The organism is Actinosynnema sp. CA-299493 (genome assembly GCF_050946825.1).
Taxonomy (GTDB): domain Bacteria; phylum Actinomycetota; class Actinomycetes; order Mycobacteriales; family Pseudonocardiaceae; genus Actinosynnema.
This window is the reverse complement of record NZ_CP191993.1, coordinates 6807225-6833919: the sequence shown is the minus strand read 5'-3', so window position 1 is coordinate 6833919 and position 26695 is coordinate 6807225. Positions and strand designations below refer to the sequence as shown.

The 26695-nt window shown below is 71.4% G+C and carries 26 protein-coding genes and 1 pseudogene; 12 read left to right on the top strand and 15 right to left on the bottom strand.

Annotation, left to right across the window (positions count from 1 at the left end; all coding sequences use genetic code 11):
• Positions 1 to 59: 59 nt before the first annotated feature.
• The 3 genes from ACQPYE_RS28570 to ACQPYE_RS28560 all read left to right on the top strand — a co-directional run bounded on the left by ACQPYE_RS28570 (position 60) and on the right by ACQPYE_RS28560 (position 2566).
• Positions 60 to 551, top strand: coding sequence for a hypothetical protein (locus tag ACQPYE_RS28570; protein WP_498715766.1), 492 nt, complete (start codon positions 60 to 62; stop codon positions 549 to 551).
• 54 nt (positions 552 to 605) lie between these two features.
• A complete protein-coding gene (locus ACQPYE_RS28565) occupies positions 606 to 1124 on the top strand; it encodes a DUF2231 domain-containing protein (protein WP_498715765.1) in 519 nt (172 codons plus the stop codon).
• A gap of 299 nt (positions 1125 to 1423) precedes the next feature.
• Positions 1424 to 2566, top strand: coding sequence for a carboxylate-amine ligase (locus ACQPYE_RS28560; RefSeq protein ID WP_498715763.1), 1143 nt, complete (start codon positions 1424 to 1426; stop codon positions 2564 to 2566).
• Positions 2567 to 2569: 3 nt separating this feature from the next.
• Here ACQPYE_RS28560 and ACQPYE_RS28555 read toward each other — a convergent pair whose 3' ends face one another.
• Positions 2570 to 4045, bottom strand: a complete 1476-nt coding sequence (locus ACQPYE_RS28555) for an amidase family protein (RefSeq protein WP_498715762.1) — start codon at positions 4043 to 4045, stop codon at positions 2570 to 2572.
• 208 nt (positions 4046 to 4253) lie between these two features.
• Here ACQPYE_RS28555 and ACQPYE_RS28550 point away from each other — a divergent pair, with 208 nt between their 5' ends.
• Entirely contained in the window at positions 4254 to 6029 is a 1776-nt protein-coding gene (locus tag ACQPYE_RS28550; RefSeq protein WP_498715760.1) for an N-acetylglutaminylglutamine amidotransferase, read from the top strand.
• A gap of 140 nt (positions 6030 to 6169) precedes the next feature.
• Here ACQPYE_RS28550 and ACQPYE_RS28545 read toward each other — a convergent pair whose 3' ends face one another.
• A complete protein-coding gene (locus tag ACQPYE_RS28545; protein WP_498715758.1) occupies positions 6170 to 6685 on the bottom strand; it encodes a hypothetical protein in 516 nt (171 codons plus the stop codon).
• A gap of 33 nt (positions 6686 to 6718) precedes the next feature.
• Positions 6719 to 7462, bottom strand: coding sequence for an ANTAR domain-containing response regulator (locus ACQPYE_RS28540; protein ID WP_498715756.1), 744 nt, complete (start codon positions 7460 to 7462; stop codon positions 6719 to 6721).
• A 374-nt stretch (positions 7463 to 7836) separates the two neighbouring features.
• Here ACQPYE_RS28540 and ACQPYE_RS28535 point away from each other — a divergent pair, with 374 nt between their 5' ends.
• Positions 7837 to 8301: a DUF6292 family protein gene (locus tag ACQPYE_RS28535; RefSeq protein WP_498715755.1), complete on the top strand. Its 465-nt coding sequence runs from the start codon at positions 7837 to 7839 to the stop codon at positions 8299 to 8301.
• A 57-nt stretch (positions 8302 to 8358) separates the two neighbouring features.
• Here ACQPYE_RS28535 and ACQPYE_RS28530 read toward each other — a convergent pair whose 3' ends face one another.
• The 6 genes from ACQPYE_RS28530 to ACQPYE_RS28505 all read right to left on the bottom strand — a co-directional run bounded on the left by ACQPYE_RS28530 (position 8359) and on the right by ACQPYE_RS28505 (position 15607).
• Positions 8359 to 9324 (bottom strand): ABC transporter substrate-binding protein, encoded by a 966-nt coding sequence (locus tag ACQPYE_RS28530; RefSeq protein WP_498715754.1) that lies wholly within the window; start codon positions 9322 to 9324, stop codon positions 8359 to 8361.
• Between the two features lie 520 nt (positions 9325 to 9844).
• Positions 9845 to 10618 (bottom strand): IclR family transcriptional regulator, encoded by a 774-nt coding sequence (locus tag ACQPYE_RS28525; protein WP_498715753.1) that lies wholly within the window; start codon positions 10616 to 10618, stop codon positions 9845 to 9847.
• A 674-nt stretch (positions 10619 to 11292) separates the two neighbouring features.
• Positions 11293 to 12555, bottom strand: a complete 1263-nt coding sequence (gene efeB / locus ACQPYE_RS28520; RefSeq protein ID WP_498715752.1) for an iron uptake transporter deferrochelatase/peroxidase subunit — start codon at positions 12553 to 12555, stop codon at positions 11293 to 11295.
• Positions 12552 to 13667 carry an iron uptake system protein EfeO gene (gene efeO / locus ACQPYE_RS28515; RefSeq protein ID WP_498715751.1) on the bottom strand — a complete coding sequence of 372 codons (1116 nt, stop codon included), beginning with the start codon at positions 13665 to 13667 and terminating at the stop codon, positions 12552 to 12554. The genes efeB and efeO overlap by 4 nt, the downstream gene beginning before the upstream one ends.
• A 16-nt stretch (positions 13668 to 13683) precedes the next feature.
• Positions 13684 to 14508, bottom strand: coding sequence for an iron uptake transporter permease EfeU (gene efeU, locus ACQPYE_RS28510; protein ID WP_498715749.1), 825 nt, complete (start codon positions 14506 to 14508; stop codon positions 13684 to 13686).
• Positions 14509 to 14680: 172 nt separating this feature from the next.
• A complete protein-coding gene (locus ACQPYE_RS28505; protein WP_498715747.1) occupies positions 14681 to 15607 on the bottom strand; it encodes a M48 family metalloprotease in 927 nt (308 codons plus the stop codon).
• A gap of 71 nt (positions 15608 to 15678) precedes the next feature.
• On the opposite strand from ACQPYE_RS28505, the gene ACQPYE_RS28500 reads away from it, so the two are divergent.
• Complete coding sequence (locus tag ACQPYE_RS28500) at positions 15679 to 16074, top strand: BlaI/MecI/CopY family transcriptional regulator (protein ID WP_498715746.1); 396 nt, start codon at positions 15679 to 15681, stop codon at positions 16072 to 16074.
• Positions 16075 to 16119: 45 nt separating this feature from the next.
• Here the strand turns inward: ACQPYE_RS28500 and ACQPYE_RS28495 are convergent, their stop codons facing one another.
• The 6 genes and pseudogenes from ACQPYE_RS28495 to ACQPYE_RS28470 all read right to left on the bottom strand — a co-directional run.
• Positions 16120 to 16830, bottom strand: coding sequence for a cation efflux transmembrane domain-containing protein (locus ACQPYE_RS28495; RefSeq protein WP_498715745.1), 711 nt, complete (start codon positions 16828 to 16830; stop codon positions 16120 to 16122).
• The gene (gene cmtR, locus ACQPYE_RS28490; protein WP_498715744.1) at positions 16827 to 17186 is read right to left on the bottom strand and encodes a Cd(II)/Pb(II)-sensing metalloregulatory transcriptional regulator CmtR; all 360 of its coding nucleotides are present in this window, start codon (positions 17184 to 17186) and stop codon (positions 16827 to 16829) included. The genes ACQPYE_RS28495 and cmtR overlap by 4 nt, the downstream gene beginning before the upstream one ends.
• A gap of 75 nt (positions 17187 to 17261) precedes the next feature.
• Positions 17262 to 18023, bottom strand: a complete 762-nt coding sequence (locus tag ACQPYE_RS28485) for an ABC transporter permease (RefSeq protein ID WP_498715743.1) — start codon at positions 18021 to 18023, stop codon at positions 17262 to 17264.
• 9 nt (positions 18024 to 18032) lie between these two features.
• Entirely contained in the window at positions 18033 to 18800 is a 768-nt protein-coding gene (locus ACQPYE_RS28480) for an ABC transporter ATP-binding protein (RefSeq protein WP_498715742.1), read from the bottom strand.
• On the bottom strand, positions 18797 to 19165 hold the full coding sequence (locus tag ACQPYE_RS28475; RefSeq protein WP_498715741.1) for a DUF1048 domain-containing protein: 369 nt from the start codon (positions 19163 to 19165) through the stop codon (positions 18797 to 18799). The genes ACQPYE_RS28480 and ACQPYE_RS28475 overlap by 4 nt, the downstream gene beginning before the upstream one ends.
• Positions 19166 to 19571: 406 nt before the next feature.
• A pseudogene (locus ACQPYE_RS28470) lies at positions 19572 to 19685 on the bottom strand (magnesium transporter); the annotation flags it as partial.
• Between the two features lie 272 nt (positions 19686 to 19957).
• On the opposite strand from ACQPYE_RS28470, the gene ACQPYE_RS28465 reads away from it, so the two are divergent.
• From ACQPYE_RS28465 to ACQPYE_RS28440, 6 genes are all read left to right on the top strand, one after another.
• Positions 19958 to 21940 (top strand): amino acid transporter, encoded by a 1983-nt coding sequence (locus ACQPYE_RS28465; RefSeq protein ID WP_498715740.1) that lies wholly within the window; start codon positions 19958 to 19960, stop codon positions 21938 to 21940.
• Between the two features lie 186 nt (positions 21941 to 22126).
• Positions 22127 to 22264 carry a hypothetical protein gene (locus ACQPYE_RS28460; RefSeq protein WP_498715739.1) on the top strand — a complete coding sequence of 46 codons (138 nt, stop codon included), beginning with the start codon at positions 22127 to 22129 and terminating at the stop codon, positions 22262 to 22264.
• Complete coding sequence (gene kdpF, locus ACQPYE_RS28455; protein ID WP_498715738.1) at positions 22261 to 22362, top strand: K(+)-transporting ATPase subunit F; 102 nt, start codon at positions 22261 to 22263, stop codon at positions 22360 to 22362. The genes ACQPYE_RS28460 and kdpF overlap by 4 nt, the downstream gene beginning before the upstream one ends.
• Positions 22362 to 23984, top strand: a complete 1623-nt coding sequence (kdpA, locus tag ACQPYE_RS28450; RefSeq protein ID WP_498715737.1) for a potassium-transporting ATPase subunit KdpA — start codon at positions 22362 to 22364, stop codon at positions 23982 to 23984. Before kdpF ends, kdpA begins: the two co-directional genes overlap by 1 nt.
• Positions 23981 to 26026 carry a potassium-transporting ATPase subunit KdpB gene (kdpB, locus tag ACQPYE_RS28445; RefSeq protein WP_498715736.1) on the top strand — a complete coding sequence of 682 codons (2046 nt, stop codon included), beginning with the start codon at positions 23981 to 23983 and terminating at the stop codon, positions 26024 to 26026. Before kdpA ends, kdpB begins: the two co-directional genes overlap by 4 nt.
• 1 nt (position 26027) lies before the next feature.
• Positions 26028 to 26570, top strand: coding sequence for a potassium-transporting ATPase subunit C (locus tag ACQPYE_RS28440; protein ID WP_498715734.1), 543 nt, complete (start codon positions 26028 to 26030; stop codon positions 26568 to 26570).
• Positions 26571 to 26695 lie beyond the last annotated feature (125 nt).

Here is a 26695-nt window from a genome sequence, read left to right as displayed (position 1 = left end):
GAGCGGTTCGCCCGCGCGGGAAGGGTTCCGGTGGGCGGCGGGCCGGGTACCTCGTGCCCGTGGACGATTTTCTGGGCATCTACCTCAGGGACCAGCTCGCGATGGGCGTGCTGTGGCGCGAGCTGGCGAGGCGTGCGCAGCGCAACAACCGCGGCACCGAGCTCGGCGCCGCGGTGGGGGGTGTCGCGACGGCCATCGCGGAGGACGTCGAGACGTTCCGGACGATCATGCGACGGCTCGGGGTGCGCACCGACCCCGTCAAGACCGGGTTGGCGTGGGGCGCCGAGCGCCTCGGCCGGCTCAAGCGCAACGGCCGGCTGACGTCGTACTCGCCGTTGAGCCGGTTCGAGGAGTTGGAGTTCCTCGCGATGGGCATCGACGGCAAGAAGCAGCTCTGGACAACCCTGCGCGACCTCGCGGGCCTGCGGGAACGCCTGCCCGACATCGACTTCGACCACCTGATCGACCGGGCCGCACGCCAACGCGCCGACCTCGAACCCTTCCGCGCCCGCGCCGGCGTCGACGCCTTCACCGCCCGCGGCCCGCGGTAGGCACCCCGCGTCCCGCCGGTGGTTCGTCGGGCAGGCGGCGGGTACTCGGGACGCATGAGCTTGCGTCGGACACTGCACGCCGCCGAGTCGCTCGACGCCGTCGACGCCCCGGCCGGCGTGATCGCGCGCGTCGTGCGGCGGGTCGTGGGCCGGGGCCGGGCGGACCGGCTGCTGCGCGGCGCGTGGCTGGGCCACCCCGTGCACCCGCTGCTGGTGACCGTGCCGATCGGCGCCTGGGTGTGCTCCGCGGTTCTCGACGTCAGCGGGAACCGGGCCGCCGCACGCCGGCTGGTGCTGATCGGGCTGGCCGCGACACCGCCGACCGTGCTCGCCGGTCTGGCCGACTTCTCCCGCCTGGACGTCCGCCAGCGGCGCGTCGGTCTCCTGCACGCGATCGGCAACGTGCTCGCCGCCGGTTGCTTCCTCGCCTCGACCCGGTGCCGCGGCCACCGCTGCGCCCGGGCGTGGGGCCTGGTCGGGCTGGTGGTGCTCAGCGCGGGCGGCGCACTCGGTGGCCACCTGTCCTACGCGCAAGCCGCCGGTGTCCACCGCTGGCCGGTGGACGCGCGCTGAGCCGCCTGTTCGCACGGCGTCGTCGCCCTTCGCGTGCGACGCTTCGTGGCCGATCGAAGAGCGAGCCGCAGGAGCCGGTCACACTCGGTTTGTCCGCACTCGTGAGTGGTATTCCGTGATCCCTCGACGGGGTCTCGTGTCCATCGGAACGAGGCCGCGGAAGGGACTTCTCGTCGGTCAAGCAGTGTGCCGACAGCCACGCGGTTGCCCCGTGCGGGGATCGTGTCGTCGTCACGCTCGCGTGAAGGCGGCGCGCGGGCGCACTCGCGTGCCGACGATGAGCGAGCGGTGAGGACACCATGATCAACGTTGATCTGCCACTCCCGGGCACCGACGTGCCGACCCTGGGGGTGGAGGAGGAGTTCCTGGTCGTCGACCCCGGCAGCGGCCTGCCCGTCCCGGTGGCCGGCGAGGTCGTCGACCTGGCCCGCCGGCTGGGCGCGGACCTCCAGCCCGAGCTGACCCGGGTGCAGGTGGAGAGCAACACACCGGTGTGCCGCACGCTGCGCGAGGTGCGCGGGCACCTGCTGACCGCGCGGTCGACGGCCTCGGCGGCGGCGCTCCAGGCGGGGGCGCGGCTGCTGGCGGTCGGCGCGCCGCTGACCGGACCGATGCGACAGTCCTTCAGCGACTCGGACCGCTACCGGCGCATCGGGGAGGGTTACGGTCTGCTGGCCGCCGAGCACGGCGTCTGCGGCTGTCACGTGCACGTCGCCGTGCCGGATCGGGAGACCGCGGTGCAGGTGTGCAACCACCTGCGGCCGTGGTTGCCGGTCCTGCTCGCGCTGACCGCCAACTCGCCGATCCACCAGGGCGTGGACACCGGCTGCGCGAGCTGGCGGTCGGTGCTCAACAGCCGTTGGCCGTGTTCCGGCGCGCCGCCGTACTTCACGTCGGCGGAGCACTACGACGCCGTGCTGGACATGATGGTCGACAGCGGAGCGGTGCTGGACCCGGGAATGGTGTACTGGGACGTGCGGCCCTCGGACCACCTGCCCACCGTCGAGGTCCGGGTCTCCGACGTGCCCACCACGGTCGACGAGTCGGTCCTGCTCGCCGCCCTGGTGCGTGCCCTGGTCGTCACCGCCCTCGGTGCGGTCGGCCGGGGCGATCGGGGGCTGCCGGTCACCACCGAGGCGTTGCGCGCGGCCTACTGGCGCGCCGCGCACGACGGCATCGAGGGCGACGGCATCGACCTGTTCGGCAACCGCCGCGTCCCGGCCGCACACCTGGTGCGGCGGCTGATCCGCCACGTCCGGCCGGCCCTGCGCCACACCGGGGAGCTGCGCGTGGTCACCGCCCTGCTCACCAAGGTCCTCCAGAACGGCAACGGTGCCGTCCGCCAGCGCCGGGCGTTGCAGCGGCGCGGGCGGATCGAGGACGTCGTGGAGCTGCTGAGCCGTGACACGGGCCACGACTGGCTGCCCGAGACCGCCGCGTGAGCGTCACGGGAGGGTGGGCAGGTAGGCCGGCGCGCGGCGCACCGGCGCGGCGCGTTCGAACGCCGCCGCGAACCGCAGGACCGTCACGTCCGCCCCGTGTCCCGCCATGAACGACACACCGATCGGCAGCGGACCGGCGAAGCCCGCCGGGACGGTGACGTTCGGGTAGCCCGAGACGGCCGCGGGCGTGGAGGAGCCGAGCCCGACCGGGTCGCCGGCGTAGTCGGTCCGCCACGCCGGGCCGTTGGTCGGGGCCAGGATCACGTCCAGTCGGTGCGCCCCGATCACCTCGTCGATCGATCGGCGAGCCAGGTCGGTGGCCGTGCGGCGCTGGTCGAGGTAGGTCGGGTCGGTGATCGGCGGCGCCTTCACGGCCTCGAAGAACAGGTCCTGCCCGAACCTGCTCAGCTCGACGGGATCCGCCTCGTTGAACTCGATCAGCTCCCGCACGGTCCGCGGCACCCCCGGCCGCGTCGCGAGGTACGCCTCCAGGTCGTGCTTGAACTCCGCGACCAGCGCGGGCAGCCCGATGGCCTCGATCCGGCCCTGGTAGGGCAGGTCGACCTCGACCACGGTGGCGCCATGGCGTCGCAGCACGTCCACCGCCTCCTGGACGACCCGGTCCGCCTCCGCGTCGTGGCCCGCCCTGCGCCACACGCCCACGCGCGCACCGCGCAGCGGGTCGGCCGTGAGCGCGGCGGCGTAGTCCACCCCGCGCCCCTCCAGAACGGACATCAGGATCGCGGCGTCCACGACGTGTCGCGCCACGGGCCCGGCGGTGTCCTGCCGCGCGGAGATCGGCACGATCCCGTCGCCGCTGATCAGGCCGTGCGTGGGTTTGAAGCCGACGACACCGGCCTGGCTCGACGGGCACACGATCGAGCCGTTGGTCTCGGTGCCGACCGCGACCTGCGCCAACGACGCCGCGACCGCCGCGCCCGACCCCGACGACGAGCCGCACGGGTTGCGGTCCAGCACGTGCGGGTTGTGGGTCTGCCCACCCGCGCCCGACCAGCCGGAGGTGGACCACGCGGAGCGGAAGTTCCCCCACTCCGACATGTTGGTCTTGCCCAGCACGACGGCCCCCGCCGCGCGCAGGCGTCCGACCAGTTCGGCGTCGTCGACCGGTGGCACGCCCAGCGCCCGCGAGCCGGCCGTGGTGCCCAGACCGCGGGTGTCGATGTTGTCCTTGACCAGCACCGGGATGCCGTCCAGCGGCCCGAGCGACTGGCCGCGACCGCGCCGGCGATCGCTCTCGGCGGCCTGGTCGAGCGCCTCGGGGTTCACGACGAGCACCGACCGCACCTGCCGGTCCACGGTGGCGATGCGGTCCAGGTAGGCGCGGGTCAGCTCGACGGAGGTCAGCGCACCGGCCTGCATCCGGTCGGCCAGTTCCGGGATCGTGGCCGCGTCCAGATCGAGGTCCGGACACCCGTCGGTCTCGGCGCGGGCCGGCGGCGCGGCGGGCGGGGAGGGCATGGCGTACACCCCAAGCCGGCGAGCGGCCGGCGTCAAGCCATTCGTCGTCACATCTGTGTTTCGGGAGCGTTCGCTGTGGGTAACGCCACCTGCCAGGGCCGTGGAACCGCAGGTCACCGGGTCGGTGGTGCTTGGTTTTCCATGATCGGGGTACACGGAGGCCACCCCGGTGGGGGACGTCTTCTCAACCGAGCCGTGGAGGTTGACCATGTGCGGAATCGCCGGTGAGGTGGTGACCGGCCGGAACGACGTTCCGGACCTCGACGCCGTGGCGCGCATGACGGGGGCCATGCGCTCGCGCGGACCGGACGGCGAGGGCCGCTGGTCGGCGGGGCGGGTGGCCCTGGGGCACCGCAGGCTCTCGATCATCGACCTGTCCGACACCGGCTCCCAGCCCATGGTCGACGCCGACCTCGGACTCGCCGTCGCCTTCAACGGGTGCGTCTACAACTACCAGGAGCTGCGGTCGGAGCTGTCCGACCGGTACCACTTCACGTCCACCAGCGACACCGAGGTCGTCCTGAAGGCGTACGACCGCTGGGGTGAGCGGTTCGTCGAGCACCTCGTCGGCATGTTCGCCATCGTCCTGGTAGACCAGCGGCGCGACCGCGTGCTGCTGGTCCGCGACCGGCTGGGCATCAAGCCGCTGTACCTCGCCGACGTGGCGGGCCGGACCCGGTTCGCCTCCAGCCTGCCCGCGCTGCTGGCCGGTGGCGGCGTGGACACCGGCCTGGACCCGGTCGGTCTGCACCACTACCTCTCGTGGCACTCCATCGTCCCGGCGCCGCGCACGATCCTGCGGGGCGTGCGCAAGCTGCCGCCCGCGACCGTCCGCGTCCTCGAACCCGGCCGCGAGCCCCGCGACCACGTCTACTGGCGGCCCGACTACACCCGGCGGCCCGAGCACGCCGGGTGGTCCGCGCGGGACTGGCAGGAGGCCGTCCGCGACGCCCTGCGCACCGCGGTGCGACGACGGACGGTCGCCGACGTCGAGGTGGGCGTGCTGCTGTCCGGGGGAGTGGACTCCAGCCTGCTGGTCGCCCTGCTGGCCGAGGAAGGGCAGCGGCCCAGCACGTTCAGCATCGGCTTCACCGACCGCGACGGCCTCGTCGGCGACGAGTTCGCCTACTCCGACGCCGTCGCGCACAAGTTCGGCACCGACCACCACCAGCTGCGCATCGGCGACGACGAGCTCGCCCCCGCGGTGGGGCACGCGGTCGCGGCGATGAGCGAGCCGTTGGGCACCCACGACGTCACCGCGTTCCACCTGATCTGCCGGGAGGTGTCACGGCACGTCAAGGTCGTGCAGTCCGGCCAGGGCGCGGACGAGGTGTTCGGCGGCTACCGCTACCACCAGCCCGCGGCCGACGCGCCGCGGCACGACGCCGCGAGGGTGCTCCGCGACGCGTTCGCCGACCACGACGACCTCGCGCACATCCTGCACCCCGACTGGTCGGCCGAGGGCGACCCCAGCTCGGCCCTGCTCGCCGCCCACCTCGACCGGCCGGGCGCGGACACGGCGCTGGACGCCGTGCTGCGGACCGACACGCACCTGCTGATGCCGGACGACCCGGTCAAGCGGGTGGACAACATGGCCATGGCCTGGGGCGTCGAGGCCAGGGTGCCGTTCCTCGACCAGGACCTCGTGGAACTGGTCGCGGCGTGCCCGCCGGAGCTCAAGTCGGGCCAGGGCGGCAAGGCGATCCTCAAGGACATCGGCCGCGACGTGCTGCCCGTCGAGGTGGTCGACCGGCCCAAGGGCTACTTCCCCGTCCCCGCCCTCACCCGACTCGACGGCGACGTCCTGGACATGGTGCGCACCGCGCTGTCGTCCACCGCGGCCCGGCAGCGCGGCATCCTGCGCCCCGACTACGTCAAGGCCCTGCTCGACGACCCGAACGGCCACACCACCAAGGTCGGCGGCAACGAACTGTGGCAGGTCGGCGTGCTCGAACTGTGGCTCCAGCACCACGGCATCGCCTGAACCGCGTTCCCGCGGCCAGGCCGCCGGTCCGATCGCGGACGCGTGACGAGCGCTCGGTCCGTTCGCGGCGGGTGGCCGAGCGGTTGCGGGCCCGGTCCTGCGGGTGGCCGAGCGGTTGCGGGCCCGGTCCTGCGGGTGCTCTACCGGTCGGTCCGGGCGATCGGTCCGACATCGGAGTGGCGACCGGGGCGCAGCGCAGCGTGCCGTTGGCCGGGGCCGGGACCGTTGCGCGCGGCCAGCGCGTCGGCGACCGCTCCGGTGGCGAAGGCGTACACGCCCTTGTGCACCAGGTCCACGGCCAACTCCTTGCGCGGCCAGGTCTGCGGCGGCGCGCCGACACCGGTGGCGTTCTCCAGGATCTGGTCGTTGGTCAACCGCACCACCGCGAACATCGCGGAGGCGACCGGACCCCGCAGGCCGGCGTTGGCCATCAGCGCCCGGACGACACCCAGCAACGCGCCCTGGCCGAAGTGCATGGAGAGGTTGCGCGCCCGCGAGCGCCGCTCCGGCTGACCGGTCAGCCGCTCCAACACCTGGCGGGGCACGTGGGAGTCGGGTCTTCCGGTGAACCGCTGTTCGACCTTCTCCACGACCGTCATCACCGCCACCCCGGCCGCTCCGGCGAGCAGACCCTGTCCCAGCGAGCGCATCAGCATGTCCGGCGGATACCCGCCGGGCCGGAGTCCATGTCAGGCTTCGGGTCGGGTGGTCTCGTCGACGAAGTGCTCGGCCAGGTCGCGGAGCTTGCGGTTCTCCTGCTGCGACCGGTCCACCAGCAGGGCGAACGCTTCCTCGGCGGAGATCCGGTGGACGGCCATCACGATGCCCTTGGCCTGGTCGATGACCGCCCGCGAGGTCAGCGCCTCCTCCAGTTCGGCCGCCTGCCGGCGGGCCCGCAGGTAGCGGCGAGCGTTGCGCAGGGCCGCCTCGGCGGCGGTGGTGTAGAGCTCGAGCAGGGCGGCGTCGAGCTCCCGGAAGCCGTGCGTGTGCCGGCCGTAGAGGTTCAGCGAACCGCGGTACTCCTCGTCGATGAACAGCGGCGCGGACAGGTAGCTGCCGATGCCCAGACCGCCGGCCGCCTCGGCGAAGGCGGGCCACCGGCCGGCGGCCTCCGCCACGTCGACGCGCTGCACCTGCCCGGACCGGGCGGCCTCCAGGCAGGGGCCCTCACCGGCCTCGTACTGCGCCCGGTCCACGGCGAGGGTGTGCGGCCTGGTCCACGCCACGGACTGCGGGATCCCACCGCCCAGCACCGTCACGCTCGCCAGGTCCGCGCCGGGAACCGCGCCGACGACCTGCCGGCAGACGCGGTCCATGATGACCGCCAGGTCCTCTTCTTCCTCCAGCACCCGGGACAGACCCGCCAGAGCGCCGGTGACCTCGTCGAGCCGCTGGAGGAACTCCTCCTCGCCGCTGATTCCCGGCCAGCTCATCACCCACCCCGTTCCCGCGGCGGCCGAGGGCGCTCGACTGGAGCGGCTACGGCCCACACACCCAGAGTAGCCAGATTCAGGCCGCCTCAGTCAGGAGTGGCGGAAGTCGGATTGCCCGCGCGGAGAGCGGACCAGGACAGTCGATGCCACCGCCGTTCACGTCCATGCGGCCCACCGCACGGCGGAGGCTGCGCAGCAGGCGTCGCGCACCTGGCCCGGCTGCTCAAGCAGGCCCAGTACCCGCCCGTCGGCTGACCTGCCACGCGGTCGTGCCGCGTGCGGTTGGGCGCGGTGTCGCCGGGTACTCGATGGGGTGGCGTCAAGCAGTCGGCGCGGTATGCGCGGTGGGCACCGAGCAGAGGCGGCGAGGCTTGATGGACCTGTACTTCGACGACACGATGACGCACGCGTTGCGGAGGTACGCACGCTCGGTCAGCTCGGCGGTGGGCCTCAGCGGTGACTGCTGGTGCGTGCTCGGCGAGCACTTGGCGGGCATCTACCTGGCACTCGACGGCCGGTTGGCCTCGTTCCCGGACCACGACGTGGCACTGCTGTGGGACGAGCGCCACGGCTGGACGGCCGTGGTCGAGGTCGATGAGGACATGGTGGTGGTGGAGCGCCTCGCCGGCCTGGCGGTGCCGACGCCCGTCGCCGTGGCCGAATGGGTCACGGGTCTGTTCCTCCGGTCGACCGCGGACACACGACAGGTGGGTGACCGGCTTCCGCCCGTGCCGGACGACGGCCGCTCGGCGTCGCGCGTCCCCCTGAACCAGGTGCCGGCTCCCCGGTCCCCCAGCAGCGCGGAGCCGCGTGGCGCGATGACCGGCAGGACCACGTAGTGGCGTGGCGGTGACGGCGTGAGTGCGACGCCGTCACCGCCACGCGGCCACCGGTGGTCAGCCCGGCATCGGGGCCAGCATCGGCCTGACGTCGAACTTGTCCTTCAACAGCCCGTAGGTCGTCATCAGGTCGGCCACGCGCTGGAGGCGGGTGGCGTCGAGCGTGGTGGGGAACTCGCCGAAGTGGACCAGCGAAGCGGTGTCCTTGTCGACCTTGGCGTACTCGGACAGCAGCCCTCGGACCATGGCCTGGTCCTCGGCGTCGCGTTGGCCCTTGACCAGGGCGCGCTGGAACGCGGCAGCGGTGTTGGGGTTGTCCGCGAGGAACTTGCCGGTCGTGCCGTACCCGGCGATCGGGATGCCGTCGGTCGGGCCCGATGCCGCGTCGAGGATCGCGATCTGGCCGGAGTTGCGCTGCGCCCTCGTGATGAACGGCTCGCTGGAGAACGCGGCGTCGACCGAACCGTTCTCGATCGCCGCCTCCATCTCGGGCAGTGGCACCTCTTTGAACGTCACGGTCTTCGGGTCGACGTTGTTGGCCTCCAGGGAAGCCCTCGACGTCAGTTCCGCGATGTTCCTGAAGGTGTTGATCCCGAGCGTCTTGCCGGCCAGGTCCCGGGGTGACTTGATGTCCGACCCGGCCTTCGCCATGATCAGGAACATGTCCGGCTTCGCCTGGTAGCCGTCCATGATCAGCTTGAGCCCGCCGACGCCCTTCGCGGTGTCGTTGGACTGGGCGGCGAAGAACGACACCCAGTTGCCGAAGGTGATGTCGAGGTCGCCGCCGATCAGGGCGGGCAGCGCCGCGGCTCCACCCGTCACGGTGACCGGCTCGACCTCCAGCCCTTCTTGCTCGAAGTACCCCCTCTTGATCGCGATGTGGACCGGGGCGACGTCGAGGATGGGGAGCAGGCCCAGCCTGATCCTGCTCTTCTCGACCTCGCCGGGCGCCGCGGCGCCGGTGGCGTCCTCCGCGGTGCCGCCGAGCGCGCCGCAGCCGGAGATCGCGGCCAGCAGCGTCACGGCGGACAGAGCGCTGACGATCCTTCGTGCCGATGAACCGACACTTCGAGCCATGGGTACATCTCTCCTGGTGGTGACTGGTGTGCGGAAAGCCGGACGCGCGGCAACAGGGCGCGATGGATCCGCGCGACGATTCGATGCGTCGGCTGGTGCCTGATCCCGCCCGGAGTGGGCCCATCGCGGTCAATGGGAGCTCCGGGCGGCCTGCGGGTGATCGCTCTTTCCGATCGAGGTGTAGCTCCGCCCCTGTTTCGGGGTGAGCTGCCCTCATTTTCCTTTGGGTGTGGTGCGGCCTTTCGTTCGCGCTTTCACGGCCGTGTCGTTCGGCGGCTATAAGCGCCGGGGGCCAGTCGCAAATCTAGCCAGACGCCTGCCTCGACTGGTTCGGCCATACAGGCGAACTTTCCGGTCAGTAAGGCGAAACTTTTTCAAAAACGGTGGTGGGGGCAATTCCCTTCGGGGTGATTTCCGCTGAGTGGAATGGCGATCTGGTGGTCGACGGTTGACGCCGCTACGCGAGCTACGGCGACAGCCGGTCGCCGTGGTGGCGGGCCAGGTCGCGGGTGATGCCGGCCGCGGCCATCCGCAGCGGCGGCAGGTGCCGCTCCGGCTCTCGTCGCGTCGTCGTGACCAGGCCGATCGCCGCCACCACGACCCCCTCGGGGTCGCGCACGGGCACCGCGACCGAGCACGTGCCCAGGGTCATCTCCTCCACGGTCCTGGCGTAGTCACGCCGCCGCACCTCCGCCAGTTCACGCAGCAGGCGGCCCTGTTCGGTCACCGTGTAGGGCGTCACCTTCTCGGCGTTCTCCACGACGTGGGTGAGGACGTCCGGTGGCGCGTGGGCGAGCAGCACCTTCCCGACGCCGGTGGCGTGCAGCGGGAGCAGGCCGCCGGCGCGACTGACCAGCGGCACGGACGTGCGACCGTGCAGTCGTTCCAGGTAGAGGGCCTGATCGTGGTCGCGGATGGCGAGGTGCACGTTCTCGCGGGTCGCCTCGTACAGGTCCTGGAGGAACGGCAGCGCCACATCCCTCAGCTCGCCCTGCACGCGGGCCAGCAGGCCGAGTTGCCACAAGCGCCGACCCACGACGTAGCGACGGTCGGGAAGGCGTTCCAGCACCTGCTGCCGCACCATTTCCGCGGCCAGTCGGTGCACGGTGGTGAGCGGTAAGCCCGAACGGCGGGCCAGGTTGGCCAAACCCAGGCCCTCACGCGACCCCTCGAACGCCGCCAGCACGTCGAACGCCTTGGCCAGGACTCCCCGTTCGCGATCGGGCGTTCCTTCCGACATTCGACCTCCGCACCCCTTCCGGTCTGGAAACCGGCAGATGATAGCGGTGATCCGTCCGTTCGTGAGCACCGAACTTCCGTGGGGTGGAAGTGGGAGGCCGCGATCTTCGGGAACCGAACTGCCCGGTGGAGGATCGAATCGGACACGTGGTGGGGGTCGGTGCCTCACCGTGCCGAGAAATCTGATCAAAGCTCATTTGAGTGATGTTCGCCTTGGGCGTCCCAACGGTCATCGCGCTGCTGCCGACGTGACGTCGTGCGCCGAAAACCGAGCGTTCTTCCACAGGGTGAAAGTGATTCGAAGCGCGTGGTCGGACGTTCTGCGCATACTTGCTCGCAGCTTGCCGGAGCGGATCTCGCGCACTGCCACCGGAGGTTTCCCGGGCCGCGGGCATCGGCCGGCTCGGCACGATCTCCGGCCCGGTCCTCGGCGGGGCACTGCTCACCGCAGGGGTCGCCCACCCGTGGGGCTTCTACGCCTTCGCGGCCGTCGGAGCGCTGGGTGCGGTGGCCATCGCACTCGTCCACTCCCGCCGACGCACTGCTCACTCCAGTCGGCGCCGGACCGGCCCCTGGTGTCGGCGGCGCCGGACGCGGTCCGTCGACGGAGCGCTTGGACATTGCTTGTCATTCCACGCGATCGGGCGAACGACGGCGGTCCGCCTGGCCGGTGTCCTACGGGGTGAACAGGGTGTCGCCCCAGAAGCCGCCCTCCCGCACGCCCGGGGGGACGGCGAAGTGGCCGGAGCCGTTGTGCTCCAGGTACTCCATCATCCTGTCCTTCGTGGCGAGCGCCTGCTGCATCGGCACGAACTGCTTCGCCGTGTCGCGGTTGAAGCAGACGAAGAACAGTCCCGCGTCCAGGTGGCCGAGGCCGTCGGTGCCGTCGGTGAAGTTGTAGCCGCGGCGGAGGACCTTGACGCCGCCCAGCGCTTCGGCGGACGCCAGGCGGACGTGGGCGTCCGGTGCGATGAGCGGTGTGCCGCCGGCTCCTTTGACGTGCAGGTCGACCGGGTCGAACTCGGCGAGTTGGCCGAGCGGCGCGCCGACGCCCTTGGTGCGGCCCACGATGGCTTCCTGCTCGGCCAGCGACGTGCGGTCCCAGATCTCGACGTGCATGCGGATGCGGCGGGCCACCAGGTAGGTGCCGCCGGTGAGCCAGTCGGGGCCGTCGCCGGGCTGCACCCACACGTGCTGCCGCAGCTGGTCGGTCTCTTCGGCCTTGAGGTTGTTGGTGCCGTCCTTGAAGCCGAACAGGTTGCGCGGGGTGGCCTGGGCGGTGGAGGTGGACGACGTGCGCCCGAACCCCAGCTGCGACCAGCGCACCGTCACCCGGCCGAACCCGATGCGCACCAGGTTGCGGATGGCGTGCACGGCGACCTGCGGGTCGTTGGCGCACGCCTGGATGCACAGGTCGCCGCCGGTGCGGGCCGAGTCCAGGTCGTCCTGGGGGAATCGGGGCAGGTCGACCAGGCGTGGCGGGCGCCGGTCGGCCAGGCCGAACCGGTCGTCGAACAGCGACGGGCCGAAGCCGATCGTGAGCGTCAGCGCGGACGGCGGCAGGTCCAGCGCCTCGCCGGTGTCCTTGGGCGGGGCGTCGGGGTTGCCGCCGACGGCGCCGCCCGCCGCGGCCTCCTGCCCGGAGGTCATCCGGCGGGCCGCCGCGGTCCACTCCCTGAGCAGCGCGACCAGTTCCGCGCGCTTGGTCGTGGTGACGTCGAGCGCCACGAAGTGCATCCGGTCCTGCGCCGGGGTGGTGATCCCGGCCTGGTGCTCGCCGTGGAACGGCACGGCGTCGGCCGGCGACGAGGCGGACCGCACGTCGTTCGAGGACGAGGACGGGGACGAGGTCAGCGCGCCCACCGCCGCGCCCGCGCCCGCCAGGGCGACGCCCGCTCCGGCGAACCCGAGCAGGCGTCGTCGGGGCAGTCCGGTCACCGCGACACCGCCTCGGCGACCTGGGAGATCGGCTCGCCGAGCGCGTCGACGGCGGCGGCCAGCGCCTTGATCTCCGGCTCGGTCAGGTCGGTGTAGAGCTTGAAGCCGTCACCGGCGCGATGGGTCTCCAGCAGGGCGTCGAGCGCCTTGAACTTCTCGTCCACGGTCGCGACGAGCGCCTTGTCCTTCTCCTCGATCACGGGTCGCAGCGCGGCGACCGCAGCCTGGGAGCCGTCGACGTTGGCCCGGAAGTCCCACAGGTCGGTGTGGGAGTAGCGGTCCTCCTCGCCGGTGATCTTGCCGGTGGCGACCTCGTCGAGGAGTTCCTTGGCGCCGTTGGCCAGTTGCAGGGGCGTCAGCTCGACGGCCTTGGCCTGCCGCACGATGTCCTTGACGTCGGTCAGCAGCCGATCGGCGATGGCCGGCGAGTCGGCCTGCGGTCCGGTCTCCCACAGGTCCTTCTCCAGGCGGTGGTAGCCGGTGAACTCCAGGCCCTCCTCGATGACGTCCTCGCGGCCGTCGATCTTCGGGTCGAGGTCGCCGAAGCTCTCCGCGACGGGCTCGATGCGCTCCCAGTACGTGCGGGCGATCGGGAAGAGGGCCTTGGCCTCCTCGACCTTGCCCGCCTTGACCGCGTCGACGAACTCGGTGGTCTTGGTGAGCAGGCTGTCGGCCTGGGAGTTGACGTAGCGCTGGTAGCTCTTGGTGGCCTCGGCCAGCCGCGCGTCGGAGTCGGTGGACTTCTTCGCGTCGCCGGTGACGGTGAACGCGCCGCGGATGCCGTCGCCCTTCATGCCCGGCTTGCACGCGGTCTGCAACGCGCCGGCCTCGGTGACCTCCACGATGAGCCGCCGGGTGAGGCCGGGGCCGATGTTCTCGACCTCGCCGAGGATCCGGTCGCCCTCGGCGTAGAGGTAGAACTCGGTGACCTTGCTGCCCTTGTTGGTCACCTCGAAGGTCACGTTGCCGGTGGCGGCGTCGGTGCGGGCGACCCTGCACGCGTCGTCGGACGCCTCGACCGCGATGGGGCCGGAGCCGTCCGCCGCGGGCGCGCTCGTGCCGCACGCGGTGAGCAGGAGGAGCAGGGCGAAGCCCAGGGTGCGCTTGGACACGTGCGTTACTCCGGTTTCAGTTGCCCGCCGCGACGCGGGCGCGCGGGCGGATCAGGAACAGCGGCAGGACGATCGCGACGTACGCGCACCAGGCGACGGCCTGGAGCACCGTCGTGCGCTGGGAGTAGTTGAAGATCCCCTTCAGCAGCGCCCCGTACCAGGAGTCCTCGGGGACGGACTCGCTGAGGTCGAACGCGAGGGTGTGCAGGCCGGGCAGGATCGCGGCCTCCTGGAGGTCGTGCAGGCCGTAGGCGAGCACGCCGGCGGCCACGAAGACCAGCAGGGCGCCCGTCCAGGTGAAGAACTTGCCCAGGTCGAACCGGATCGCGCCCCGGTAGAGCAGGAACGCGAGCGCGATCGCGACGGCGATGCCGAGCACGAACCCGATCAGCGGCTGCGTGGTGCCGCCACCCGCGCTCTGGACGCTGGAGTAGAAGAACACGGCCGTCTCCAGGCCTTCGCGGCCGACGGCCAGGAACGAGACGGTGATGATGGCCGCCGGTCCTACGTCGAGGGCCCGGTCGAGTCGGCCGCGCAGCTCCGCGGCGATCGTCCGCGCGGTCGACCGCATCCAGAAGATCATGCCGGTGACGAACGCGACGGCGAGGATCGACAGGCCGCCGCCGAGCGCTTCCTGCGCCTCGAAGCTCAGGGTGGCGGTGGTGAACGTGATGACCGCGCCCACGGCGACCGACAGCGCGACGGCGAGCCCGACGCCCGTCCAGACGTGGGGCAACTTCGACCGGCGGTCGGTCTTGACCAGGAACGCGACCAGGATGCTGACGACGAGCGCCGCTTCGAGCCCTTCCCGCAACCCGATCAGCCCGTTGCTCACCAGCACCGCGCACCGCCCTGTTAGGTAAGCCTATGCGAACTTCGACAAGACTGTAGAAGAAAGGCGGGTGGGTTTGTCAAGCGACGCCGGTGCAGGTGGGCCGGGTGAGACGACGGTCACCGCGAGGCGGCACGACGGCTACCGCGAGGCGTTCGGCTGACGCGACGGATCCGGCCGGCTACTGGGCGGAGGCGAGGTCCAGCAGTTCGAACAGGTCGTAGACGCACTCGCCGGTCCACCCGACCGTCGCGGCGGCCAGCAGCACCGGCAGCACCACCGGCCACCGCCGCCGCAGTCCCGGCGCGATCAACGCCGACACCCTGCGGGGCACGGCTCCGGGGCTCGATCCCGAAGCGGCCGGCAGGCCGTGCGACCGGCGACCCGCGCGCGAGACGGCCAGCGCGGCGTGGCCGAGGGCCTTGGCCGCCGCGCGCCGGTCGCCCAAGACCGCGGCGGCGGCCTCGTCGGCGGCGCGTTCGGCGAGGTAGGCGACCTTGCCCGCCACCGGCCACAGCACGGGGTGGACCATCGCGGCCAACCGCGCCAGCCACACCAACCGGTGGTGGCCACCCGTCAGGTGCGCCCGCTCGTGGGCGAACACCGCGGCACGCCCCGGTTCGTCCAGCACGTCCAGCATCCCGGTGGTGACGACGATCCGACCGGGTCCTCCCCGCTCGCCGGGAACCGCGAACGCGTCGACCCGGGTGTCGTCGAAGACCACGACGGCGCCGTCCCGGTCCCACCACGAGACCTCGTCGCGCACCGCCCTGAGCACGCGCCCGCGTCGTGACCGTGCGATGGCGACCACGACCGCGGTCGTGCAGGTCCAGGCCAGCGACACCCACGACACCCACGGCACGTGCGCGGTGTCGGCGATGACCCTTTCCGGCGACCAGTGCCCCCACCCGGCGACGACCGGCAGTTCGGCCAACGCCTTCAGCGCGAACGCCACCAGGGTCACCGAACTCGCCCCGGCCGCCACCACCGCCGTCCACCCGAACACCCGCAGCGCCACGTCGGCGCGCACCCGCTCGGCCAGCCACACCGTGCCCAGCAGCACCAGCAGCGGCGTGGCCAGCACGGACCAGGCGAAGTGGTCGAACACGCGCCCAGTCTCGCACGCGCGGACGTGGACGAGGCGGATGACCGGAATCGGCCGAAGGTACGATTCGCACCGTGGACGACAAGGCCGCGGAGGGCGACGACCGGCCGCCCCGGCGCCAACCGGGAGCCCTGGCGTCCAGGGTCCTGGAGGTGCTCAACGACGCCGACACGGCCCTGACACCGGCCGAGGTCCGCGACATCGTGGACCCGTCGGGCCGGATCTCCTACAGCACCGTCGTCACCACCCTGACCCGGTTGCACGACAAGGGGATGGCCACGCGGACCCGTCACGGCCGCGCCTACCGGTACCGGGCCACCACCGACCCGTCGTCGCTCACCGCGTGGCGCATGGGCAGGCTGCTGGCGGGCGAACCGGACCGCGCCTCCGTGCTGACCCGCTTCGTCGGCGCGCTGGACGAAGAAGACGAACGCGTGCTCCGCGACCTGCTGCGCGAGCTCGGCGACTGACGCCCCGACCTCGGCCGGTCAGGGCTCCGCTGTGGAGGTGCGGTGTCAGCAGCAGTGTTCGCCGCGCCAGGCTTCGCGGCCCTCCTTGACCGCGACGGCGGCGATGACCAGGGCGACGACCGGGTCGGCCCAGGACCAGCCGAACAGCGAGTTGAGCACCAGGCCGACGAGCAGCACGCCGGACAGGTAGGTGCACAGCAGGGTCTGCTTGGAGTCGGCGACGGCGCTGGCCGAGCCCAGTTCGCGGCCAGCGCGGCGTTGTGCGGCCGACAGGAACGGCATGACCAGCAGTGAGACCGCCGCCAGCACGATGCCCGCGGTGGAGTGGCCGGCTTCGGCCGCGCCCAGCAGGGAGCGCACCGACTCGACGGTGACGTAGGCCGCCAGGGCGAAGAACGACACGGCGATGATCTTCAACGCCGTCCGCTCGCGCTTCCCGGGGTCGGCGCCGGCGAACTGCCAGGCCACCGCGGTGGCGGAGGCGACCTCGATGACGGAGTCCAGGCCGAAGCCGATCAGCGCGGTGGAGGAGGCGATCGTGCCGGCGGTGAGCGCGACGATCGCCTCGATGACGTTGTAGGTGATCGTCGCGGCCACCAGCAGCCGCACCCGGCGGGTGAGGAACGACCTCCGCCGCGGGTCGAGCTCGGCGTTGTCGGCGGTCCCCGGGGCGCAACACCCGTCCGCGCACCCGGGACCGGCCGCGGCGGGCCTCGGGGTCAGCGGGAGGTCGACCCGGGTGGACTCGGTGCTCATCGGACCGCCTCCGCCGTGGTCGCGGAGCCGACGGGCCGCTCGTCGTCGAGGCACGGCTCGGCGGTGTCCACGGCGAGCACGACCTTGACGAGTTCGCCCAGCGCCCGTGCCAGGTGGGCGTCGGCCAGGGCGTAGTGGACCTGTCGTCCCTGGTAGGTGGCCACGACCAGGCCGCAGCCGCGCAGGCACGACAGGTGGTTGGACACGTTGGAGCGGGTCAGTCCGAGGTGGTCGGCGAGCTGGGCGGGGTAGCTGATCCCGTCGAGCAGGGCCACGAGGATGCGGCAGCGGGTCGGGTCGGCCAGCGCCTTGCCCAGACGGGCCAGCGCGTCCTCGCGCGTCTCACACTTCAACATGGACGGAACCATACAGCTTCGGCTGTACTACAGCCATCGCTGAATCGTCTGGTCGTCGAGCCCCGGACGCCGCCGTCAGGCGATCTTGCGGCGGTAGGTGACCGTGGCGAGGACGTAGGCGACCACGAGGATGCCGACGCACCAGGCGAGGGCGGTCCAGATGTCGGCGCCGATCGGCTGCCGGGTGAACAGGGCGCGGATGGTGTTGACGATCGAGGTGACCGGCTGGTGCTCGGCGAAGGCGCGGACCGGGCCGGGCATCGTGGTGGTGGGGACGAAGGCGGAGCTGAGGAACGGCAGGAAGATGAGCGGGTAGGAGAACGCGCTCGCGCCGTCGACGGACTTCGCGGTGAGGCCGGGGATGACGGCGAGCCAGGTCAACGCCAGGGTGAACAGGAACAGGATGCCCGCGACCGCGAGCCACTCGACCACTCCCGCGCTCGCGCGGAAACCCATCAGCAGCGCCACGAGCAGGACCACGACGAGCGAGATCAGGTTGGCGACCAGTGACGTGATCACGTGCGCCCACAGCACCGACGACCGCGCGATCGGCATGGACTGGAACCGCTCGAAGATGCCGCCCTTCAGGTCGAGGAAGAGCCGGAACGCGGTGTAGGAGATGCCGGAGGCGACGGTGATGAGCAGGATGCCGGGCAGCATGTACTGGACGTAGGAGTCGGAGCCGGTGTCGATCGCGCCGCCGAAGACGTAGACGAACATCAGCATCATGGCGATCGGCATGATCGCGGTGGTGATGATGGTGTCCGGGCTGCGCGCGATGTGGCGCAGGGACCGTCCCAGCAGGACGGTGGTGTCGCCGAGGAAGTTCTTGGCCATCGTCGTTCCCTACTTCTTGTCGCCGACGAGCGCGAGGAAGACGTCTTCCAGCGTCGGCTGCTTCTCGACGTACTCGACCTCGGCGGGCGGGAGCAGCTTCTTCAGTTCGGCGAGGGTGTCGTTCACGATGATCCGGCCCTCGTGCAGGATCGCGATCCGGTCGGCGAGCTGTTCGGCCTCGTCCAGGTACTGCGTCGTGAGCAACACCGTCGTGCCCCGGGCGGCGAGCTCCTTGACCGCCTGCCACACCTCGATGCGCCCCTGGGGGTCGAGGCCGGTGGTCGGCTCGTCGAGGAAGATGACCGGCGGGTTCCCGACGAGGCTCATCGCGATGTCGAGCCGGCGGCGCATGCCACCCGAGTAGGTCGACACCCTCCGCGCCGCCGCGTCGGTCAACGAGAAGCGCTCCAGCAGGTCGTCGGCGATCGTGCCGGGCTTCCCGAGGTGCCGGAGCCGGGCGACGAGCACGAGGTTCTCGCGCCCGCTGAGGATCTCGTCCACGGCGGCGAACTGCCCGGTGAGGCTGATGGACTCCCGCACGTCCGCGGCCCGCGTGGCGACGTCGAAGCCGTTGACGCTCACCCGGCCCGCGTCGGCTTTGAGCAGCGTGGCCAGGATCTTCACCGCGGTGGTCTTGCCGGCCCCGTTGGAGCCGAGCAGTGCGAAGATGCTGCCGCGCGCCACCTCGAAGTCCACGCCGCGCAGCACTTCCAGAGCCTTGTAGGACTTCTTCAGACCCTGTACGCGGATCACGGGCTCGGTGGTCGTGTTCTTCACGACGAGGTCTCCCCGGGTGCTTCTTCGGCCTTCTTGACGGCGCTGTTCAGCCGTTCCCGTTCCCGGGTGATCCAGCTGCCCTTGGGGTAGTTCCGCAGGAACGCCTCGGCGAATTCCGCCGGGTCGTCCCCGACGATGGCGTGGATGGGCGTGCCGTCCGCCGCGGCCCGTTCGAACAGGTCGGCGAGGTCTTCGTACATCGTGGCCGCGCTGTCGCCGTCCCCCGGCCCGAAGTGCATCAGGTACCGCTCCAGCGCGTCGACCGCGGTGCGGTAGTTCTCGGGCAGTTGTTTCGTGCGCGCCTTATAGGCCCGCCAGCGGCGTTTGTCGCCGATCACCTTCGACGCGAGGTCGGTGATGTTCATGTCCGGTCATCCCCTTCGTGGAGCCGTGGACTGCTTCCCCGGCCTCTACCTAGTAGTACTGACTACCGGTACCTAGTAAAGCTGAGTAGAGCCGGCGGTGCAAGTTCCGCCGGGCGGTGGGGGTGGTCACGGTGACGAGCATCGGCCTCTGCCCTGACACGGGACAGCCATCGCGCTGACACGGCCCTCGTCCAGGCACGGCGGTCCGACCCCCGCTGAGTCCGATCCCTGCGGAGTCCGGTCGCTCCTCGCGGGGGTGACGTGGGTCAGCGGCCCTGCGTCAGGGCGCGCTGCCGCCCTCGACGGGGGCGGCGCCCATGCCGAGGCTGATCTGGACGGTGACGAGGGTGATCCAGGTCAGCAGGAAGACGACCACCCAGAAGGTGGGTCTGCGCAGCACGATCGCCTCCTCCCGCAGGGTCGCGAGCCCGGAGTGGTGCCCGTGACGGACCGTGACGACGTAGTCGGCGCCGAGGAAGACCATGATCTCACCGGACTCGACGATCTCGTTGGCCGTGGTGCCGTGGCGGGCAGGCCCCTCGACTCCGCTCAATGCGGCAATGCAGACAATTCGCAATCCTGCGTCGTGGTTCGAGGGCGGATCCGATCGAATTCTTTGCGCGATTTTTACGCGTGACGGCGCCCCTTTTCACCTCGGCGGCATCCGGCGGGAAGTTGACTGCCGCTGTGCCCTGACCGGACCGCCCTGCGCCCTCCGGTCCGTCGCCGCGCACCCGCCGCGCGGTGACCGCATGCCGTAGCCGATGAAGTGATCACAACAGGAGACCCTGCATGTCCGACACACCGGAGTTCGCTGTCCCCGAACGGGTGGACAGTCCGGTCCGCCAGTCCGCGCCGTCGTCCCGGTTGGGGCGGTGGTTGCTGGAGCACCGCGTGCAGCCGGTGGGGCCGGCGGGTTCGGAGCAGCACGCCAAGCCCACGGCGTGGTGGAAGGTCATGTGCCTGACCGGGGTGGACTACTTCTCCACCCTGTCCTACCTCCCCGGTATCGCGGCGTTGGCGGCGGGCGCGATCTCGCCGCTGGCGACGTTGCTGATCGTGGCGCTGACCCTGTTCGGGATGCTGCCGATGTATCACCGGGTGGCTCGGGAGTCGCCGTACGGGCAGGGTTCGGTGGCGATGCTGGAGGACCTGCTGCCGTTCTGGCGGGGCAAGCTGTTCGTGCTGGTGCTGCTGGGGTTCGTGGCCACGTCGTGGATCATCACCATCACCCTGTCCGCGGCCGACGCGACGGTGCACGCGCTGGAGAACCCGCGGGCGCCGGAGTTCCTGCACGGTCATGAAGTGCTGGTCACGGTCGTGCTGCTGCTGGTCCTGGGCGGGGTGTTCCTGCTCGGGTTCAGCGAGGCCGTCGGCGTGGCGATCCCGCTGGTGGCGGTGTTCCTGCTGCTCAACGCCGTGGTCGTGGTGGCCGGTGTGCTGGAGGTGGTCTCCGGACCGGTCGCGCTGGACCGGTGGTTGGACGCCTTGACCGCCGGTGGCGGAGGGCTGTTCGGCGTCGTCGGACCGGCCGTCCTGGCGTTCCCGCTGCTGGTGCTGGGCCTGTCCGGGTTCGAGACCGGGGTGAGCATGATGCCGCTGGTCGCCGCCGACGGGCGCACGCAGGCCGAGCGGTTGGAGAGCCGCATCCGCAACACCCGCAAGCTGCTCACCACCGCCGCGGTCATCATGTCGGTCTACCTGGTCGCGACCAGCTTCGTGACCACGGTCCTGGTGCCGGTGGAGCAGTTCCAGCCCGGTGGCGAGGCCAACGGCCGCGCCCTGGCCTACCTCGCCCACGAGCTGCTGGGGGAGTGGGTCGGCACGGCCTACGACATCAGCAGCGTCCTGATCCTGTGGTTCGCCGGCGCGTCCGCGATGGCCGGTCTGATCAACATCGTGCCCCGCTACCTGCCCGCCTACGGCATGGCACCGGAGTGGTCGCGCGCCGTGCGTCCCGTCGTGCTGGTCTACACCGCGATCTGCGTCCTCATCACCGTCGTCTTCCAGGCCGACGTCAACGCCCAGGCCGGCGCGTACGCCACCGGCATCCTGGTGATGATGGTCTCGGCCTCCGCCGCGGTGTCCCTGTCCGCCGCGCGCGCCCGGCGGCGGCCGGCGGCGATCGCGTTCACGGTGCTCACGCTGATCATGGTCTACGCCCTGGTGGAGAACGTGATCGAGAAGCCCGACGGCATCACCATCTCGTTCTTCTTCATCCTGGGCATCATCGCGGTCTCGCTGGTGTCCCGGATCAGCCGCACCACCGAGCTGCGCGTCGAGCACATCGAGTTCGACGCCACCGCCCGCCGGTTCGTCACCGACTCCATCACCCACGACGGCGCGCTGACGATCATCGCCAACCGGCGCCAGGCCGGTGACGCCGCGGAGTACGCGGAGAAGGAGGCCGAGCAGCGCGGCGCGAACCCGGTGCCCGGCGCGGCCGACGTCATGTTCCTGGAGATCGACGTGGTCGACCCGTCGGGCTTCAGCGACGTGCTCAAGGTGCGGGGCGTGGAGGTCGACGGGCACCGCGTGCTGCGCGCCGAGAGCCCGGCCGCGCCCAACGCCATCGCCGCGATCCTGCTGGCCCTGCGCGACACCACGGGCGTGCGACCGCACTGCCACTTCGCCTGGAGCGAGGGCAACCCGCTGGGCCACCTGCTCCGGTACCTGCTGCTGGGTCGCGGCGACACCGCGCCGGTGGTGCGCGAGATCATCCGCTCCACCGAAGCCGACCCGGACCGGCGTCCCGGCATCCACGTCGGCGGGTAGCGGCGACGTTCACCAGGCGACCGGTTCGCCTGGTGCGGCGCCTACCGCGGCACGGGTGGTTCGGGCTGTGACCTGGGGTGACGCGGGTCTCGCCCGACCGTCAACAAGCCGTAAGGGACCCGGTCGGAGGCGTCAAGGACGCGTCAGCCCGCCCGGAACCGGCCTCGTCCTGACGCACCCTTCCGGGTGTCGCGGCGTCCACGGACGGGTGCCGCCCGGAGTCGGGAAGGGAGCGCGCTCATGGCCGACCTGGCCTACGCGTTGCTGCTGATCGGGGTGTTCGCGCTGCTGGTGTCGGGCGTGCGCGGTCTGGAGGGGTTGTGAGCGGCACGGGTGTGGTGGCGAACGTGGTCGGCGGCGTCCTGGCCCTGCTGCTGATCGGCTACCTGCTCGTCGCGCTGATCAGACCGGAGAGGTTCTGATGTCCTCGACCACCGCCGGCCTGCTCCAGGTCGGCTTGCTGGTGGCCGCCCTGGCCGTGGTCCACCGGCCCTTCGGCGACTACATGGCCCGCGTCTACACCTCCTCGAAGCACACGAGGGTCGAGCGCGCCCTCTACCGGGTGGCGCGGGTGGACCCGGGTTCCGAGCAGCGCTGGGGCACCTACGCGCTGGGTGTGCTCGGGTTCTCGTTCGTCGGGATCGTCCTGCTCTACGTGCTCCAGCGCGTGCAGTCGCTGCTGCCGTGGAACTTCGGCCGCGGCGACGTGCCACCCGGGATGGCGTTCAACACCGCCGTCAGCTTCGTCACCAACACGAACTGGCAGTCCTACGTGCCCGAGACCGTCATGGGCCACACCGTGCAGCTGGTGGGCCTGACGGTGCAGAACTTCGCGTCCGGGGCCGTCGGCATGGCCGTCGCGGTGGCGCTGGTGCGCGGCTTCGTGCGGCACCGGACGGACCGGGTGGGCAACTTCTGGGTCGACCTGACCCGCGGCACGATCCGCGTCCTGCTGCCGGTGGCCTTCCTGTTCGCGATCGTGCTGGTGGCCTCGGGCGTGGTGATGAGCCTGAAGTCCGGTGTGGACGTCGACGGGCAGACCGTCGCCACCGCCCCGGTGGCCTCCCAGGAGGCGATCAAGGAACTGGGCACCAACGGCGGCGGCGTGCTCAACGCCAACTCCGCTCACCCCTTCGAGAACCCCGACGGCTGGACCAACCTGGTCGAGCTCTTCCTGATCCTGCTCATCCCGGTCTCGCTCACCCGCACCTTCGGCGTCATGGTCGGCGACCGCAGGCAGGGTCACGTGCTGCTCGGCGTGATGGGCGCGCTGTGGGGCGCGATGCTCGCCGTCATCTGGGTCGCGGAGGCGACCGGGCTGCGACCGCTGGAGGGCAAGGAGCTGCGGTTCGGCATCCCCTCCAGCGCGCTGTTCGCCAACACCACCACCGCCACCTCGACCGGCGCGGTCAACTCCGCGCACGACAGCTTCACCGGTCTCGGCGGTGGCGGCGCGCTGCTGAACATGCTGTTCGGCGAGATGACGCCCGGTGGTGTCGGCACCGGCCTCTACAGCATCCTGGTGATGGCCGTGATCGCGATGTTCCTGGCCGGGCTGATGGTCGGCCGCACCCCGGAGTACCTGGGCAAGAAGCTCGGCCGCCGCGAGGTGACGGCCGCCGCGGTGTCCATGCTCGCCATGCCCGCCCTGGTGCTGCTCGGCGCCGGCGCCGCCGCGATCCTGCCCGCCACCCGAGACGCGCTGAACAACCCCGGTGAGCACGGCCTGTCGGAGATCCTCTACGCCTACGCGTCGGCGTCGAACAACAACGGCAGCGCGTTCGCCGGCATCACAGTCACCGACGAGTGGTTCCAGGCGTCGTTGGGCGTGTGCATGGCGCTGGGCCGGTTCGTGCCGATCATCGCGGTGCTGTGCCTGGCCGGTTCGCTGGCCGCGCAGCGGAAGGTCCCCGAGACGGCGGGCACGCTGCCCACCACCGGACCGCTGTTCGCCACGCTGCTGGCCGGCTCGATCGTGCTGGTCGCCGCGCTCACCTTCGTGCCCGCCCTCGCCCTCGGTCCCATCGCGGAGGCCCTGCTGTGACAACCACCACCGACCACCCGCAGCGGACTCCCGAAGAGGTCCACGACCACGGTCCGGGCCGCCAGGTCGCGGCGGGCGTGTTCCACCCCCGGCAACTGCTCGCCTCCTTCCCGGACGCGCTGCGCAAGCTCCACCCGCACCACCAGGCGCGCAACCCCGTGATGTTCGTGGTGTGGGTCGGGTCGGTCCTGGTCACGGTCTTCGCCGTGACCGACCCCGACGTGTTCACCGCCACCGTGGCGGTGTGGCTGTGGCTGACCGTGCTGTTCGCCAACCTCGCCGAGGCCGTCGCCGAGGGACGTGGCAAAGCGCAGGCGGACGCGCTGCGCAAGACCAGGACCGACGCCGTCGCCCGCCTGACCGACGGCCGCGCCGTGCCCGGCGCCGAACTCGTCGTCGGCGACCTGGTCGTGGTCGAGGCGGGCGAGGTGATCCCCGGTGACGGCGACGTGGTCGAGGGCATCGCCACCGTGGACGAGTCGGCCATCACCGGCGAGTCGGCGCCGGTGATCCGCGAGTCGGGCGGCGACCGGTCGGCGGTCACCGGCGGCACGACCGTGCTGTCGGACCGGATCGTCGTGCGCGTCACCGCGAAACCGGGTGAGACGTTCGTGGACCGGATGATCGCGCTGGTGGAGGGCGCCCGGCGGCAGAAGACGCCCAACGAGATCGCGCTGACGATCCTGCTCTCGACGCTGACGGTCATCTTCGTGCTCGCGGTGGTCGCGTTGCAGCCCTTCGCGGTGTACTCCGGTGGCGAGCAGTCGGTGATCGTGCTGACCGCGTTGCTGGTGTGCCTGATCCCCACCACCATCGGCGCGCTGCTGTCCGCGATCGGCATCGCGGGCATGGACCGGCTCGTGCAGCGCAACGTCCTGGCCACCTCCGGCCGTGCCGTGGAGGCCGCGGGCGACGTGGACACCCTCCTGCTGGACAAGACCGGCACCATCACCTGGGGCAACCGACGCGCCACGGAGCTCATCCCGGTCCGCGGCACCTCGCTGGACGCGCTGGTCGACGCGGCCCGGCTGTCGTCGTTGGCCGACGGCACCCCCGAAGGCCGCAGCGTGGTCGAGCTCTGCGCGGTCGAGCACGGCCGCTCCGCCCAGGCCGACGAGCACGAGAAGACCGGCGAGTTCGTCCCCTTCACGGCCCAGACCCGGGTCAGCGGCGTCGACCTCGACGGCCGACGCGTCCGCAAGGGCGCGGCGAGCGCCTTCACCCTCGACGAGTCCACGACGGCAGTCGTGGACGGGATCAGCGCACGGGGCGGCACACCGCTGGTGGTGGCCGAGGATGACCGGGTGCTCGGGGTCATCCGGCTGTCCGACGTGGTCAAGCCCGGGATGCGGGAGCGGTTCGCCGAGTTGCGCGCGATGGGCATCCGCACGGTGATGGTGACCGGCGACAACCCGCTCACCGCCCGCGCCATCGCGGCCGAGGCCGGGGTGGACGACTTCCTCGCCGAGGCCAGGCCCGAGGACAAGCTGGCCCTGATCCGCGAGGAGCAGGAAGGCGGCAGGCTCGTCGCGATGACCGGCGACGGCACCAACGACGCCCCCGCCTTGGCCCAGTCCGACGTGGGCGTGGCCATGAACACCGGCACCTCGGCCGCCAAGGAAGCCGGGAACATGGTGGACCTGGACTCCGACCCCACCAAGCTCATCGAGATCGTGGAGGTCGGCAAGCAGTTGCTGATCACCCGCGGCGCGCTGACCACGTTCTCGGTGGCCAACGACCTCGCCAAGTACTTCGCGATCCTCCCGGCCATGTTCGCCGCGATCCACCCGCAGCTCGACCGGCTCGACGTCATGCGCCTGGGCTCGCCGCAGTCGGCGATCCTCTCTGCGGTGATCTTCAACGCGCTGATCATCGTCGTGCTGATCCCGCTGGCCCTGCGGGGCGTGCGCTACCAACCCTCCAGCGCGTCCGCGCTGCTGCGGCGCAACCTGCTGGTCTACGGCCTGGGCGGCATCGTGACGCCGTTCGCCGGGATCTGGCTCATCGACCTGCTCGTCCGACTCATCCCCGGGATCGGCTGACATGACCTCCTTCGTCAGACAGGCGCTGGCCGGACTGCGCGTCCTGCTCGTGCTCACCGTCATCACCGGCGTGCTCTACCCCGCCGCGGTGTGGGTGGTGTCCCGCGTGCCGGGGCTGCACGCCAACGCCGAGGCGGTCGACACCACTCTCGTCGCCGTCCCGCGCGCGGGCGACCGGTGGTTCGTCGCCCGCCCGTCGGCCGCCGCGCTGCCCGCCTCCGGCGGCTCCAACAAGGGGGAGCGCAACGCCGACTACGACGCCGTCGTCGCCGAACGCCGCACCGCGGTCGCCCGGCGCGAGGGCGTGGGGGAGGACCGGGTGCCGCAGGACGCGGTCACCGCCTCGGCCTCCGGGCTGGACCCGCACATCAGCACCGCCTACGCCGATCTCCAGGTGCCCCGGGTCGCCAGGGAGAACGGGCTGACCGAGGAACGGGTCCGCGACCTGGTCGCGGAGCACACCGACGGCCGCGCGCTCGGCGTCCTCGGCGAACCCGGGGTCAACGTCACCGCCCTCAACCGCGCGGTCGCACCAACGCGGTGAGCACCGCGCGTTCGGGGTGCGTTCGTCATGCGGCCGGGACGCGTTGTGCTTACCGTTCCCCCACCACCGGGTGGTCCCGTCCGATTCCGGGCGGTCGCGCCGCCGGTCGAGGTGCGGGCAGGCCG